Source organism: Labilithrix sp. (assembly GCA_019637155.1).
In the GTDB taxonomy this organism is placed as follows: Bacteria; Myxococcota_A; Polyangia; order Polyangiales; family Polyangiaceae; genus Labilithrix.
Genome location: JAHBWE010000018.1, coordinates 1 through 13331, shown reverse-complemented (window position 1 = coordinate 13331; position 13331 = coordinate 1). Strand labels below are relative to the sequence as shown.

14 protein-coding genes are annotated in these 13331 nt (G+C 70.3%); 6 read left to right on the top strand and 8 right to left on the bottom strand.

All coding sequences use genetic code 11. The features are described 5' to 3' along the window. Positions 1-32: 32 nt before the first annotated feature. Entirely contained in the window at positions 33-536 is a 504-nt protein-coding gene (locus tag KF837_33405) for a hypothetical protein (protein ID MBX3232272.1), read from the bottom strand. Between the two features lie 260 nt (positions 537-796). Here KF837_33405 and KF837_33400 point away from each other — a divergent pair, with 260 nt between their 5' ends. Next, on the top strand, positions 797-1561 hold the full coding sequence (locus tag KF837_33400) for a HAMP domain-containing histidine kinase (protein MBX3232271.1): 765 nt from the start codon (positions 797-799) through the stop codon (positions 1559-1561). On the opposite strand, the gene KF837_33395 is transcribed toward KF837_33400, so the two are convergent. Beyond that, complete coding sequence (locus tag KF837_33395) at positions 1515-2327, bottom strand: site-2 protease family protein (protein MBX3232270.1); 813 nt, start codon at positions 2325-2327, stop codon at positions 1515-1517. The two genes, KF837_33400 and KF837_33395, sit on opposite strands and share 47 nt — an antisense overlap. Positions 2328-2398: 71 nt before the next feature. Here KF837_33395 and KF837_33390 point away from each other — a divergent pair, with 71 nt between their 5' ends. Next, positions 2399-2548, top strand: a complete 150-nt coding sequence (locus KF837_33390; protein ID MBX3232269.1) for a hypothetical protein — start codon at positions 2399-2401, stop codon at positions 2546-2548. A gap of 108 nt (positions 2549-2656) precedes the next feature. On the opposite strand, the gene KF837_33385 is transcribed toward KF837_33390, so the two are convergent. Both KF837_33385 and KF837_33380 read right to left on the bottom strand, forming a co-directional pair. Further along, positions 2657-4066 carry a sigma-54-dependent Fis family transcriptional regulator gene (locus KF837_33385; GenBank protein ID MBX3232268.1) on the bottom strand — a complete coding sequence of 470 codons (1410 nt, stop codon included), beginning with the start codon at positions 4064-4066 and terminating at the stop codon, positions 2657-2659. Positions 4067-4862: 796 nt separating this feature from the next. Then, entirely contained in the window at positions 4863-5168 is a 306-nt protein-coding gene (locus KF837_33380; GenBank protein ID MBX3232267.1) for a hypothetical protein, read from the bottom strand. Positions 5169-5296: 128 nt separating this feature from the next. Here KF837_33380 and KF837_33375 point away from each other — a divergent pair, with 128 nt between their 5' ends. Beyond that, on the top strand, positions 5297-6475 hold the full coding sequence (locus KF837_33375) for a porin (GenBank protein ID MBX3232266.1): 1179 nt from the start codon (positions 5297-5299) through the stop codon (positions 6473-6475). Positions 6476-6499: 24 nt separating this feature from the next. On the opposite strand, the gene KF837_33370 is transcribed toward KF837_33375, so the two are convergent. From KF837_33370 to KF837_33360, 3 genes are all read right to left on the bottom strand, one after another. Continuing rightward, positions 6500-8224: a Na+:solute symporter gene (locus KF837_33370; GenBank protein ID MBX3232265.1), complete on the bottom strand. Its 1725-nt coding sequence runs from the start codon at positions 8222-8224 to the stop codon at positions 6500-6502. 63 nt (positions 8225-8287) lie between these two features. Next, entirely contained in the window at positions 8288-9184 is an 897-nt protein-coding gene (locus tag KF837_33365; GenBank protein MBX3232264.1) for a hypothetical protein, read from the bottom strand. A gap of 81 nt (positions 9185-9265) precedes the next feature. Next, complete coding sequence (locus KF837_33360) at positions 9266-9466, bottom strand: hypothetical protein (GenBank protein ID MBX3232263.1); 201 nt, start codon at positions 9464-9466, stop codon at positions 9266-9268. Between the two features lie 193 nt (positions 9467-9659). Here KF837_33360 and KF837_33355 point away from each other — a divergent pair, with 193 nt between their 5' ends. After that, a complete protein-coding gene (locus tag KF837_33355; protein ID MBX3232262.1) occupies positions 9660-10562 on the top strand; it encodes a LysR family transcriptional regulator in 903 nt (300 codons plus the stop codon). 321 nt (positions 10563-10883) lie between these two features. Next, the gene (locus tag KF837_33350; GenBank protein ID MBX3232261.1) at positions 10884-11636 is read left to right on the top strand and encodes a serine protease; all 753 of its coding nucleotides are present in this window, start codon (positions 10884-10886) and stop codon (positions 11634-11636) included. Positions 11637-11910: 274 nt separating this feature from the next. On the opposite strand, the gene KF837_33345 is transcribed toward KF837_33350, so the two are convergent. Next, positions 11911-12645, bottom strand: coding sequence for a DUF4336 domain-containing protein (locus KF837_33345; protein MBX3232260.1), 735 nt, complete (start codon positions 12643-12645; stop codon positions 11911-11913). A gap of 77 nt (positions 12646-12722) precedes the next feature. Here KF837_33345 and KF837_33340 point away from each other — a divergent pair, with 77 nt between their 5' ends. Next, a complete protein-coding gene (locus KF837_33340; protein MBX3232259.1) occupies positions 12723-13196 on the top strand; it encodes a MarR family transcriptional regulator in 474 nt (157 codons plus the stop codon). Positions 13197-13331 lie beyond the last annotated feature (135 nt).

Below are 13331 nucleotides of genomic sequence, written 5' to 3'. Positions count from 1 at the left end.
CCGCGCGATTTCGCGACAAAACCGCGACGAGCCTAGCGAGAGGCGGCAAGAACGCCACAGGAGCGCCAACGCGCCCCAGCGTCGACCGCGGCGGCGAGCGACCACGCTTCGGCCGAGGCCAGCCGGACGCGGCTCGCGATCGACTCGCCGAGCGGGCTCACGTCGAGGCCGACGACCTCACCGAGGACACGCGCGCACTCCGCGAGGACGCGCGCGTCCGCGCTCTTCTCCATCATGCTGCCGGTCGACGCGACCCACTCCCAGCGAAGACGATCGGTCATGCGGAGGCGCGGCCGCACGTCGAGGCCGTGGGTCGCGGCGGCGACGGCGATCTCGTCGAGCAGCGAAGAGGCCGAATTCGCGGCGCTGATCACGGCGACGGCGACGTTCGGATCGTTCGTCCGTCGCGCGCAGAGCTCGTAGCCCGCGCGCGCTCCGGCGAGGGCGTTCGCGATCGACGCGAGGGCCGCCGGCGCGAGGGGCTCGCGCCGCCGCCGCGCGCGCTTCGTCTTCTCGGTGGGCTCGGTGGGCCGCATGACGCCTCGCGCCTGCGCCTCGCATGCCAGAGCTCCCGAGCCGCTCCGCAGCCGGCGAAGCGACGGGATTGTGGAAGGGCACACACCTCGCGAGGCCGCCGGGTCCGCTGCGCCCGCGCCTCAGCTGGCGCAATCCGCCACGACGCGGCATCGGGGACCAGGGTGATAACTGCGCATTTCATGGGGCAAGAAGGATGGAACCACTCGTGCTAGCGAGGTGGGGCCGGCCTCCGCATACCGCGGAGCCTCACCACGACCGCATGACCGCACACCCTTCCGCCATCGCGTCCGCCGGGCGCACCGACGAGGTCCAGTGCGCGCACGAGGAGCGCGCCAACCACCTCTCGACGCAGTTCCTCCGCCGGGTCGCGCACGACATCGCGTCTCCGGCCGGCGTGACGATGACCGTCCTCGACGAGCTCGCGATCGGCGCGAAGCCGGAGCTCGTCGCGATGGCGCGGCGCGGCCTCCGCCGTCTCCTCCGGCTCTCGGAGCAGCTCGCGCTCGTGGCGGATCTCGAGGCCGGCGCCTTCGCGCCCGACACCGCGCCGGAGGACCTCCGCTCCGTCGTGCAGACCGCGCTCGACAACGCGCTCGGCATCGACGGCCGGCGCGACATCACCGCCGACTGCTCGCTGCCGGACGCGCGCGTCCTCGTCGACGTCGACCGCCGCCTCCTCGTGTCGGTCGTGCGCGAGGTCATCGGCAACGCGCTCCGCCTCGCGACGTCGCGGGTGACGGTGGCGCTCATGACGGAGGGCGACGACGTCCTCATCCGCGTCGAGGACGACGGGATGGGCTTCAAGGACGAGGTGAGGGCCTCGCTCGGCGAGCGCTTCACGCCTCGCGCGGGCGCGCGCGGCCTCGGCCTCTCGATCTCGATCGCGAAGGAGGTCCTCGCCGCGCACGGCGGCGCGCTCGAGGTCGGCGAGAGCACGCTCCCGCCCGGCCGTCGCGGCGGCAAAGGCGGCGCGGTCACTATCCGCCTCCCGACGACGCGACCGTCGATGATCGCTGCGCGATGACGCGCTCGTAGCCCTGCGCCGCGGCGGACGCGATGAACCAGCCGACGAACGCGGCCAAGGTCCCGAGCGCGGTGAACGGGCTCCGCGAGACGCCGAGCGTCGCGGCGATGCCGACGACTACGAGCGTCCAGCCCACGACCTGACCCATCCACGCCGCCCAGCGCGTCGCGCAGTCCACGTCGCCCGTCACGCGCCACAAGAGCGCGCGGAGCAGGCGGCCTCCGTCGAGCGGGTAGGCCGGCAAGAGGTTCACGATCGCGATCGCGAGGTTGAAAGCCGCGATCTCGGCGAGCACGAGCCCGTGCACGCCCATGCGATCGAGATCGTCGGCGGCGCGCGGCAGCGGCGCGCTCGAGATCGCGACGCCGAGCGCGAGCACGAGGCCGACGACGAGGCTCGCGGCGGGCGCGGCGACGGCGCCGAGCACCTCGGTGCGGGGCGTCGCGGGTGCACGCTCGACGTCGGTGACGCCGCCGAGGACGAAGAGCGTGAGCCGATGCACCGGCAGCCCGGAGCCGCGCGCCGCGGTGACGCGGACCAGCTCATGCGCCCCAAGCGAGGCGAAGAGCCCCGCCGCGGCGGCGAACGCAGCGGCGATGGCGACGCCGACGGAGACGTCGGGAAGCAGACGTCGGTTCAGCGACACCAGCGTCCCTGCCGCGAGGACGAAGGTGACGATCCAGCTCCAATCGACGAAGACCTCCACCCCCAAAATGCGGCCAACACGCAGACGCCGGTTCATGCCGTTCCCCGTTGCAATCTTCATGGTCAGGGGCTCCGCCCCCGACACCCCCGCCCCTCTCTCGAGGCATCGAACCTGCACGTTGAGCGCGCAGCATGACCCCGACCACCACCGACATCGAAGAACGAGACAAGTGGCGAGCCCGGATCAACCGCGCGCTCGCGGAGTTCCAGACGCACGCGGATCACATCGAACGCGCCGCCGCGGACGAGCGTAAGACGGAGAGCAGCGCCGCGGACGCCTGAGCTACGTCGAGAGCTCGTCTGCAACCCGTGCACAGCTGCGCAGATTGCGCGCGATGCGGAAGAGGCGGCCTCCTTCCCGGAGCCGCCTCTTCTTTTGTGTGTCGGGCTTCAGCTGGGCGGAAGGCTGTCGCCGCCGCCGTCCTTCTTGCCTTCTTCCGCGGTCGCGGCGCCGTAGCGCTCGAGCTTGCGGTAGAGGGTGCGGCGGTCGAAGCCGAGCACCTGCGCGGCGCGGCTCTTGTTGCCGCCGACGAGGCTGAGGACGCGGAGGATGTACCGGCGCTCGAGCTCGTCCATCGTGACGATCTCGGTCGGATCGTTCGCGGCGACGACGAAGCGCTCGGCGCGGTACGCGCGGATCTTCTCGGGGAGGTCCTCGACCGTGACCTGATCGAAGCGCGCGAGGGCGACCGCGTGCTCCATGCAGTTCTCGAGCTCGCGCACGTTGCCGGGCCAGTTGTAGGCCATCAGCTTCTCCGCCGCGGTGGTGGAGAGCTCCAGCGTCGGCTTCGCGTTGCGCTCCGCGAACGCCTTGAGGAAGTGCTGCGCGAGGTGGAGGACGTCGCCGCCGCGCTCACGCAGCGGGGGCACGTCGATCTTCACGACGTTGATGCGGTAGAAGAGGTCCTCGCGGAAGCGCTTCTCGTAGACCTCGTCTTCAAGGTTCCGGTTCGTCGCGGCGACGATACGCGCGTCGAACGAGATCTCGGCGTTCGAGCCGACGGGGCGGACCTTCCGCTCCTGGAGCGCGCGGAGCAGCTTCGGCTGCACGTCGATCGGGAGCTCGCCGATCTCGTCGAGGAACAGCGTGCCGCCGCTCGCCTGGACGAAGAGCCCCGTGCGCTGCGCCTTCGCGTCGGTGAACGCGCCGCGCGCGTGGCCGAACAGCTCGCTCTCGAGGAGGGAGTGCGGGACGGCGGCGCAGTTGATCGCGACGAACGGTCCGCTCTTGCGGCGCGAGCGGTTGTGGATGCCGCGCGCGATGAGCTCCTTGCCGGTGCCGGTCTCGCCGTGGATGAGGACGGAGGCGTCCGACTCGCCGACGCGGTTGATGAGCTCGTAGACGCGACGCATCGCGCCGCTCTGACCGACGATGCGCTGCTCCTCGCTCTCGCCGTCCACCGCCTGCCGCAGGCGCTTCACCTCGTCGGAGAGGCGCCGGTGCTGGATCGCGCGCGAGACGGAGAGGAAGAGGAGCTTCGGATCGACCGGCTTCGTGATGAAGTCGTACGCGCCGACGCGGATGGCGCCGATGGCCGTCTCGAGGCTCCCCTGCCCCGTGATCACGACGACGGGCATGTCCGGCCGCGTGCCGAGGACGCGCTCGCAGAGATCGAGGCCCGACATCTCGGGCATCTGGAGGTCGGTGAGGACGACGTCGAAGTCCTGCTCTGCCACCTGGTCCAGCGCGCGCTGGGCGTTGGTGGACGTGGTCACCTTGAAGCCGTGACGACCGAGCGACATCTCGAGGAGGTCGCAGGTCTCCTGTTCATCGTCGACGACCAGGATGTGGCCTTTCATCGGGTTCTCTTTCTATCCGGAGGGGGTGGCGCCTCAGCTCGAGCGCCGAATCGCCACGCTCGCGGCAGCATGGTCCGTACCAAATGAGCCCAGTCGCAGAAGTCCGCATTTGTCATGGAATCGCCGGCCGCAGCCGGTACAAAACCGCCACAAATGTCGTGCCCTGCCCCGAGTGTGACACGAGTCGAGGGGCTTGGCTCTTACTCAACTCAACGTCGGGGGCTTCGCCCCCGACACCCCCCGCGCGCGCGGACACGACCCCCGAAGACGGGGGTTGCTTCGCAACCGCTGTGGCGGTCGCGTCCGCGCGCCGGTTGGCCTGGGGGTGGGGCGAGTCTGGTGCGGGGGGTCTTTCTTGGTCGGGGGCTCTTGCCGGCTTCGCGCCCCGCTTCAACGTCGGGGGCTTCGCCCCCGACACCCCCACCCCAGACACGGCCCTCGCGCGTTGCGCTCGGGGCGCTTCGCGCCCGCTTTCGCGGCCGCTTCTGGGGCCCCGTGCTGGCGCGGCTGCTTTGGGGCTGGTGCTGGCGCGGTCGCTTCTGGGCCCGCTTCTGGGGCCCCGCGCTGGCGCGGTCGCTTCTGGGCCCCGCGCTGGCGCGGCTATTTGTGGTACCCCGTGATGGCGCGGTCGCTTCTCGGGCCCGGTGCTGGCGCGCAAGAGCACGATGCCGTGCTCGCGAACGTCGCTTCTGGGGCCCGGTGCTGGCGCGGTCGCTTCTCGGGTGCTGACGCGGCTGCTTCTGGGGCCCGGTGCTGGCGCGGCCCCGCGCCGGGCGCGGCCGCTTCTGGGCCCCGGCTAGTGTTTGCGGGGGCGGCCGCCGCGTTTTTTACCGCCTTTTGTGGTTGGGGCCGGTTCGGGGGCGGGGTCTGGGGCGGGCTCGGGGGCCGCTTCGGGGGCGGGCTCGGGCTCGGGCAAGACGCTTGGGGCGGGGTCAGCCGATGCGATGGTGAGGGCGCTGTCGGCTGCGGCGGCGGATGCGTCGGCGGCGGATGCTCGCCGTCGCTTCTCGACGTCGTTCTCCGGTCCCCAGATCGCGAGCGCGCCCGTCGCGACGACGGCGACCGCGACGATGATGCCGCCGAAGAACACCCACGAGCTCACCGAGGTCGGCGGAGCGGTCGCTCCCCTCCGTTCCTGTTGGCTCGGGGCGTTCATCTGCGATCCAGGAGAGCATAACTAAAGCCGGGCTTCCCAGCTCCGCGACGCGGTCGCGTAGGCTCTCCTCGCTCATGAAGGTCGCGTTCTCGCTCGGCGCTTCGGTCTGCTTCATCCTTCTCGGGACCTCCGGCGCACGCGCGCAGGAGGAGCCGTCCGAGCGGGCGCTCGAGATCAGTCCCGTCGGCTACGTCGAGGCCCACTACGCCTACAACTTCAATCGCCCCTCGAACGGGATTACGAATTTCCGAGGCTTCGACAACCGCCACAACACGTTCACGCTCGCGAACGCCGCCGCCGGAGCGAATGCCGACTACGGGCCCGTCACCGCGCGGCTGATCGTTCAGGTCGGCTCCACGCCGAGCACGTACTACCTCTCCGAGCCGAACCTCGCCGGCACCGGCGGGACGAACGCCTCGAACGCGGAGCTCTGGAAGTACCTCCAGGAGGCGAACGTCGCGTACAAGGCGCCGCTAGGCCGCGGCCTCCTCCTCCAGCTCGGCCTCGTCCCCTCGCCGATCGGCCTCGAGAGCTTCGCGATCAAGGACAACTGGAGCTACAGCCGCTCCAACCTCTTCTTCGGCTTCCCGTTCTACCACACGGGGTTTCGCGCGACGTACGAGTGGACGAAGGGGCTGACGACGACGGTCGCGGTGTTCAACGGCTGGAACTCCGTCGTCGACGACAACGACGAGAAGAGCGTGCAGGCCGACGTGACGTACGAGAGCGAACGCGCCTTCCTCAAGGCCGTGTACTTCGGCGGCGTCGAGCGCCCCGCCGGCCGCCGGCTGCTCGAAGGTCCGGCGTGGCGCCACACGTTCGACGTCGTCGCGCAGGTGCGCGCGACGACGTGGCTCTCGTTCGCGAGCGAGGCCGTCCACGGCTGGGAGGCGAACAGGCTCGGGATCGCGAGCTGGACCGCCACCGCGATCTACGCGCGCGTGAAGCCGCTCGACCGCGTCTACGTCGCGCTCCGCGGCGACCGCTTCCACGAGCGCCTCGCGCACGACGGCAGCCGCGCGAGCACGCCGATCTTCTGGAACGGCGTCGGCTGGGTGAGCTCCGGCACCGCGACGCTCGACGTCCGCCCGCACGACCACCTCTCCGTGCGCCTCGAGGTCCGCCACGACGCCGCGTCGGCGCCGCTCTTCTTCCGCCGCGACGTCCGCGGCGACGGGAGCCCCGCCTCGCCGTACCTGCCGAACGCGACGTCGCAGAACACGCTGCTCCTCGGCGCGACCGCCTGGCTCTGAATCCGCGCTCGAGTCACGCGCGCTTCATCGCGCCGGCGTCGCCGCGCGCAGGTCCCGCGCGAGGAGCGCCGCCGACACGATCGCAATGCCGATCAGCGCCGCGCCGAGCGCGCGCTGGCCCAATATCCATTTGCCGACGCCGAAGAGCGACGAATAGACCAGTACACAGCCGAGGATCCAGTCGCGGGCGCGGACCGGGAGCGGCGGCCCGTCCGCCGCGACGCTCGATTTGGCGGCGATCGGCCGCCAGCCCGGACCGCCGGGGCGCACGCGATCGTAGAACGCGACGAGCGTCTCGTCCGGCTCCGGCCGCGTCAGGAACGTCGCCGCGAGCCATGAGGCCGTGGTCGCGACGAGCGTGCCGAGCATCAAATAGGCAAAAGGCAATGGCTCGTCCGGATCGAGGCCGACGCCGTAAAGCAGAATCGCCGAGGTGACGAACGAGGCCGCCATCGCCGCGATCTCGCTCCACGCGTTGATGCGCCACCAGTACCAACGGAGGATGAGGACGAGGCCGGTCCCCGAGCCGAAGGCGAGCATGAGCCGCCACGCGCCGGCGACGGAGTCGAGGAAGAGCGTGAGCGTGCCGGCGACGGCCATCGTCGCGAGCGTCGCGAGGCGCGAGACGCGGACGTAGTGCTTGTCCGTCTCCTTCGGGCGGAGGAACCGCTTGTAGATGTCGCCGACGAAGTACGACGCGCCCCAGTTGAGGTGCGTCGCGACGGTGGACATGTACGCGGCGAGGAAGCCCGCCATCATGAGCCCGCGCAGGCTCGTGGGCAGGTGGTCGATCATCACGCGCACGTAGCCGGCCTCCGGATCCTCCATCGGCCCGTAGAGCACCGAGGCCGCGAGCGCGGTGAGGATCCACGGCCAGGAACGCACGGTGTAGTGCGCGACGTTGAACCAGAGCGTCGCGTACATGCCGTCCTTCTCCGTCTTCGCCGAGAAGATGCGCTGCGCGACGTAGCCGCCGCCGCCGGGCTCCGCGCCCGGATACCAGGCCGCCCACCACTGCACGCCGATGTAGACGGCGAAGGTGAGCGCGGGCATCCACGCCGAGTCCAGATCGGGGACGAAGGCGAGCTTCGCCGGCGGGAGCGCGGCCTTCAGCCGATCCATTCCGCCCGCCGCGCGCACGGCGAAGATCGCCAATACGATCGTCATTCCGAGCTTCACGACGAACTGGAGCACGTCGGTGACGAGCACTCCCCAGAGACCGGAGACCGAGACGTAGAGGGCAGTGAGGAGGAGACAGGCCGCGACGGCGGGACCTTTCGGGAGGCCGAGCGTGAGCGCGAGGATCTTGGCCATCGCGAGGTTGACCCACCCGATGATCATGCAATTGACGGGCAAAGCGAGATAAAGCGCGCGAAAAGCCCGCAGCGCGGAGGCCGACTTTCCCGCATAGCGAATCTCGATCAGCTCGACGTCGGTCATCACCCCGGCGCGACGCCAGAGCGCGGCGAAGAAGAAGACGGTGAGCATGCCGCTCGCGACGGAGCTCCACCAGAGCCAGTTCCCCGCGATGCCGCTCCGCGCGACCATCCCCGTCACCGCGAGCGGCGTGTCGGCGCCGAAGGTGGTCGCGACCATCGACGTGCCCGCGAGCCACCACGGGACGTTGCGACCGGAGAGGAAGAACTCGCTCGTGCTCCCGCCCGCGCGCCGCGCGTAGGCGAGGCCGATGACGACGTTCAGGGCGAAGAAGCCGCCCACGATCGCCCAATCGAGCACGCCGAGCCGCATCGCCCGACGTTCGCACGGAACGGCGAGCGAGCGAGAAAGAACCGCCGCTCCCGCCCCGCGCGATCAAGGAACGACGGGGCCCGGCGGCTCCGACGCGCGAAGGACCGCGCCGGTGTCCGCGTCGACGTCGAAGCTCATGTAGTCGGAGCCGCGGCGGAGATGGACCGCGTAGGCGAGCGTGAAGACGGTCGCGTTCGCCTCCTCCGTCCGCACGAGGTGGAGCGAGACGCTCTCGACGTCGGAGGACGCGATCGGCGCGAGGAGACGGCGCCGGTAGGTCGACTGGTACGTGCCGGGGATCGCGCTCACGGGCTCGTACGACTCGAACGGCTGCCCGACGATCTGGGCGAGGACGCGCGGATCGTCCTTCGACAGCGCGCCCGTGCTCCGGATGCGAAGCGCGGGGAGGTCGTACGCGCTCGATTGGAAGCCTCCGACCTCACCGTCGTCGTAGACCTGCATCCAGATCATGACCGTGCGCTCCGCGCCGCGGACGCCCTCGAACCCACGCTGCGTCGCGCTGCCCGCGAGCAGCACCGCGAACATGACGCGCGGCTGCCACCAGCGGTCGCGCGCGGTGGTGGTCGCCTTGAGCCCGGCGAGCTCGGACGTCGTGAGCCCGAGGAGGTCGACGTTCTTCGCCGCGAACGCGCGCGCCTTCGCCTCCGCCTCGACGGCGGTGAGCGGCGTCGCGCGCGGCGCGCCGGGCGCCGACGCGCGCGACGACACGACGTCACCGCGCAGCTTCGAGATCGCGCCGCGGTCGACGGTGAAGCGGGGGTTCCGCTTCTCGAAGGCCTTGATGCGCGCGTTCGCGGCGTCGTCGGTCACGACGGGGACACGCTGCGTGAGCCCGGCGCTCGGCGGCGTGACGAAGGAGTCGGCGGCGCGCGCGGCGCCGGCGGCGAGGACGAGGACGGCGCCGAGAAGCGAAGCAGCGATCCGGTTCGTTCGGTTCATGACGCGATCGACGGGCGAGGCGCCTCGCCGGTCGATCGCATTTTCGTTACGCCGCTGTATGGCTCCGCTTTACAGTCCGCGTCAGACCGCGCCGCTGCGTCGATTCGGATCGATGATCGGCGGCTGCTTGGTCGGCGGATCGCCGAGCGGGCCCTTCCGGTTCTGCGGATCGGACGCCGGCGGCTTATGTGGCTCGGGCTCGCGCGCGGGCGGCTCACGCCCCGGATCGCGGGCGGGCTTCGGGTTCGGCTCGGCGGGCCCAGGCGGAATGCGATCGCTCATGCGGACCGAACAAGCGAGACCCGTGCCGCGGCGCCGCCGACGCTCGCCGTGCTTCTCCGGTGTGAGCCCGACGTGAGCCCGCCGCGTCCGCTCGTGCTCTCCGCCCGGAGCTCGCCCGCCCACTCCGGCGGCGCCGTGGCGGTTACGCGTTGCCGTCGGTGCGCCGGTTGGGTAGCTCATCGGGCCGAGCACCATGCGCGACGCCGAGAGCCTTCGCTTCGACGACGTCATCACGTTTCTCACGGTCCATCACACGCGGTCGATCTCGTCCGCCGCGAGGCAGCTCCAGGTCACGCCGTCACAGGTGAGCAAGGCCGTGGCGCGGCTCGAGGAGTTCGTCGGCGCGCAGCTCCTCGCGCGTGGGTCGCGCGGCGTCGCGGTGAGCATGGCGGGCCTCCGCGCCATCCCGATGCTCGAGGAGATCGTGCGCGGCGTCCGCGGGCTGAAGGTCGCGGAGGACGAGACGCCGATGGTCCGCGTCGCGGCGCCGTCGTCGATCCTCTCCACCGTCGCCGGCGTGCTCGCCCGCAACGCGCGCGGCATGCGCTTCTCGTGCATCGAGCTCGATCCCGTCCGCACGCGCGCGCTCGCCTTCGAGGACGTCTTCGACGTCGCCCTCATCTCCGACGATCGATCGCTCGGTGAGCTCTACACGCACGACCCGCTCGGCGCGGCGGAGAGCTGCCTCTTCGCGCGTCCCTCGCTCGCGCAGAAGCTCGGCGAGCCGCCGATCGCCCCCGACGCCCTCGTCGGCGTCCCGTTCGTGATGCCGCTATTGTTGCAAGATACACGCGTCGCGAGCGGCCGCGATCTGTGTCCCTTCCCGTTCGAGCACCGCACGCACGGCCACGCCGCGGCGACGTTCGGCGCCGCCCTCGAGCTCGCGACCCACTCCGATCACCTCGTCTTCGGGCCTCGCGTCGCGGCGCGCGGCCTCCTCGCGCGCCGCGAGCTCGTCGAGATCGAGGTGCAGGGTTGGCAGGTGCGGTGGCAAATCCACCTCGCCTGCCACACGACCCGCGTGACGCAGAAGACCGCGCGCGCGGTCCACGGGATCTTGTCCCGCTGGCTCGACGAGTCCCTCGCACCGACCTGACGACCTGACGAGAGGGGTGGGATCCCCGATCCGGGGCGCCGGAACACGTTGATCTCGTCCGACTTTCCGCGTCTCAGACGAATATCGATGGCAACCGGCATCAGGGTGTACTTTTCCAACTTGCATGGAATCTGAAATGCGGTTGCGCGCCTGATTTTCCATGATCCCTCGGTAATTCAGGCCCCGCGTTGTCGGCCGACGAAGGGAGATTGCCTACATCCGCCTCCGCCGGCGCACGTCGCCGCTTTGCCATTTTGGAAAAGGGACCTGGGCTGGCCACGCCCTCCCGCGAACGCTCGCGATGGGGCTTAGTGACCTCCGATGAACACGACGACCACCGCCATCAAGCTCTCGCTGATTGCCCTCTTCGCGCTCATGACGGGGTGCGCCGCCGAGCAAGGCGACGACGAGGTGACGGAGGAGGTCGACGCGACCGAAGACGCGATCGTCGGCGGGACGACGACGTCGGCGTATCCGGCCGTCGGCGCGCTCACGCAGTACGGCCAGGCGTTCTGCACCGCGACCGTCATCGCGCCGCGCACGCTCGTCACCGCCGCGCACTGCCTCGACGGTCAGTCGGCCTCGCGCATCAAGTTCGCGCTCGGTCCCCGCGCGAGCGCGCCGACCGCCTCCCTCGCGGTGAAGCGCATCGCGGTGCATCCGCAGTGGAACCCGAGCACGATCAAGAACGACATCGGCGTCGTGATCCTCGCGCAGGACGCGCCGGTCACGCCGATCGCGCTGAACACCGCGATGTCTTCGAGCTGGGTCGGCAAGGACCTCGTCTTCGTCGGATACGGCGTCTCCAACGGTCACACGCAGACGGGCGGCGGCGTGAAGCGCGTCGTCACGATCCCGGTCTCGCAGGTCGCCGCGACGCAGTTCGCGTATCAGGCGCCTGGCAAGAACACCTGCAACGGCGACTCCGGCGGCCCCGCGTTCGCGCAGGACGCGAGCGGCAACCTCACCGTCGTCGGCGTCACCTCCTACGGCGACCGCGGTTGCACGCAGTACGGCGTCGACACGCGCGTCGACGCTTATCGCAGCTTCATCGCGTCCGTCCCGACGAACTGAGCCGGCGCTCAGCGGCGCGCGACGTCTCCTCCGTCGTCTGCCTCACGCAGCGCGCGACCGACCGCCACAGTCACGAGAAGAGCCGCCATCGCGAGGAGCATCGACTTTGCCATGGCCGCCTCGAAAGCACCGACCGAACCAACGTCGGAGCCCCAACGATTTCAGCAAGTTCATGTCCCGCCGGGGTATCTCCGCGGAGACATTGGATCGTGATCCTGGTCGGAGATACACCACCTCGGTAATTTTCCGTGCCGAGCGGAACGCGTGCCCCCTCTCAGTGCGCGACGTCGGCCTCGGCTGCAGCGTCGGACTTCTGCGCCGGGCTGCCGGTCATCCAGGCGAGCGCGCGGCGCATCCGTTCGCGCGCGTCGTCCTCGATGACGTCGCCGTGGCCGACGACGACGCGCTCGTAGTCGCGAGCCAGGAGCGCGGAGGCGCTCTCGGCCGCCGCGGCGCGGTCCTTGACGGCGAAGCGCCAGACGCGGCTCTGCGCCGTCTTCCGATGCGCGCCGTTGATCCAGAGGAGCATCGACATGGGCCAGCTCGCGTCCGCGTGGATGTTGAAGACGAGGTCGCTGAGGAGGAGCGAGCGCGACGGCCCGTGAAGGAGGACGTGCTCGTTGATCGAGGGCGCGCCCGCGATCCGCAACACCTCGAGCTCGTCGCCGAAGGCGCCGTTCGCGAGCGGCTCGAAGCGAACGCCCGCCTTCGCGGTGAGCTTCTGCTCGAGCCCCTCGACGCCGAGCACGCGCGCGTCCGGATAGCGTTCGACGGCGCCCTTCACGAACATCCAGTGCAGGCAGCTCGGCGCGACGATGTGCTTCACGGGCCCCAGCGCCGCGAGCTCACGCGCCACCTCGTCGTCGATCGCGAGCGGCGCGTGCAGCACGACCTCGCCGCCCGCGAGCCGCACCACCGTCGCCCGCGCCGGCATACGAAAGCCCGGCGACGGCGTGACGACGTCCTCGATCCCCCAGACGCCCTCGGCGATGACCCTCAGTCGCTCCATGGCGAGATAGTCAAGCACGCCTGACCATTAAGTCAAGCTGACTTGACCATTCCAACGAACGACGGATAGTGGTGGGCGTGGGCACGTTCGAGACCAAGCTCGAGGAAGAGAAGGCGCGTTCCACCGTCCAGCTCCTCTTCAAGGCCGCGCGTCTCCTCAACGAGCGCGCGATCGCGACGTTGCGGGAGCGGACCAAGCAGCCGATCCGCACCGCGCACACGGCGGTCCTCCCGCACATCGATCTCGAGGGCACGCGCCTGACCGATCTCGCGGCGAAGCTCGGGGTGACGAAGCAGGCGGCCGGCCAGCTCGTCGACGAGCTCGTCGCGCTTGGCCAGCTCGAACGCATCCCCGACCCCGCCGACGCCCGCGCGAAGCTGATCCGCTTCAGCAAGCGCGGCCGCGCCGGCCTCCTCGAAGGCCTCGCCACACTCCAAGCTCTAGAGGCGGACCTCACCACCCTCATCGGCGCCCCAGCAATGAAGACCCTCCACGACGCCCTCGCAAAGATCATCCATCACGAACAAACACACACGCCCAACGACCGGTAGCCACGCCGTGTCCGTACTGTGTTCCCGCCCCCGGGGAGAGTCCGTCAAGATAGGTCGTGGATTCGCGTCCGCCACTTCGGTGTTCAGGATGCGGATCGCGCGCTGATCCATTGCAGCTCCGCGACAGAGCGCTCG

What these genes read in the sequence shown, in the direction of transcription:
- KF837_33405 (MBX3232272.1), bottom strand. Translation starts at nt 536, where the DNA reads ATGCGGCCCACCGAGCCCACCGAGAAGACGAAGCGCGCGCGGCGGCGG.
- KF837_33400 (MBX3232271.1), top strand. Translation starts at nt 797, where the DNA reads ATGACCGCACACCCTTCCGCCATCGCGTCCGCCGGGCGCACCGACGAG.
- KF837_33395 (MBX3232270.1), bottom strand. Translation starts at nt 2,327, where the DNA reads ATGAAGATTGCAACGGGGAACGGCATGAACCGGCGTCTGCGTGTTGGC.
- KF837_33390 (MBX3232269.1), top strand. Translation starts at nt 2,399, where the DNA reads ATGACCCCGACCACCACCGACATCGAAGAACGAGACAAGTGGCGAGCC.
- KF837_33385 (MBX3232268.1), bottom strand. Translation starts at nt 4,066, where the DNA reads ATGAAAGGCCACATCCTGGTCGTCGACGATGAACAGGAGACCTGCGAC.
- KF837_33375 (MBX3232266.1), top strand. Translation starts at nt 5,297, where the DNA reads ATGAAGGTCGCGTTCTCGCTCGGCGCTTCGGTCTGCTTCATCCTTCTC.
- KF837_33370 (MBX3232265.1), bottom strand. Translation starts at nt 8,224, where the DNA reads ATGCGGCTCGGCGTGCTCGATTGGGCGATCGTGGGCGGCTTCTTCGCC.
- KF837_33365 (MBX3232264.1), bottom strand. Translation starts at nt 9,184, where the DNA reads ATGAACCGAACGAACCGGATCGCTGCTTCGCTTCTCGGCGCCGTCCTC.
- KF837_33360 (MBX3232263.1), bottom strand. Translation starts at nt 9,466, where the DNA reads ATGAGCGATCGCATTCCGCCTGGGCCCGCCGAGCCGAACCCGAAGCCC.
- KF837_33355 (MBX3232262.1), top strand. Translation starts at nt 9,660, where the DNA reads ATGCGCGACGCCGAGAGCCTTCGCTTCGACGACGTCATCACGTTTCTC.
- KF837_33350 (MBX3232261.1), top strand. Translation starts at nt 10,884, where the DNA reads ATGAACACGACGACCACCGCCATCAAGCTCTCGCTGATTGCCCTCTTC.
- KF837_33345 (MBX3232260.1), bottom strand. Translation starts at nt 12,645, where the DNA reads ATGGAGCGACTGAGGGTCATCGCCGAGGGCGTCTGGGGGATCGAGGAC.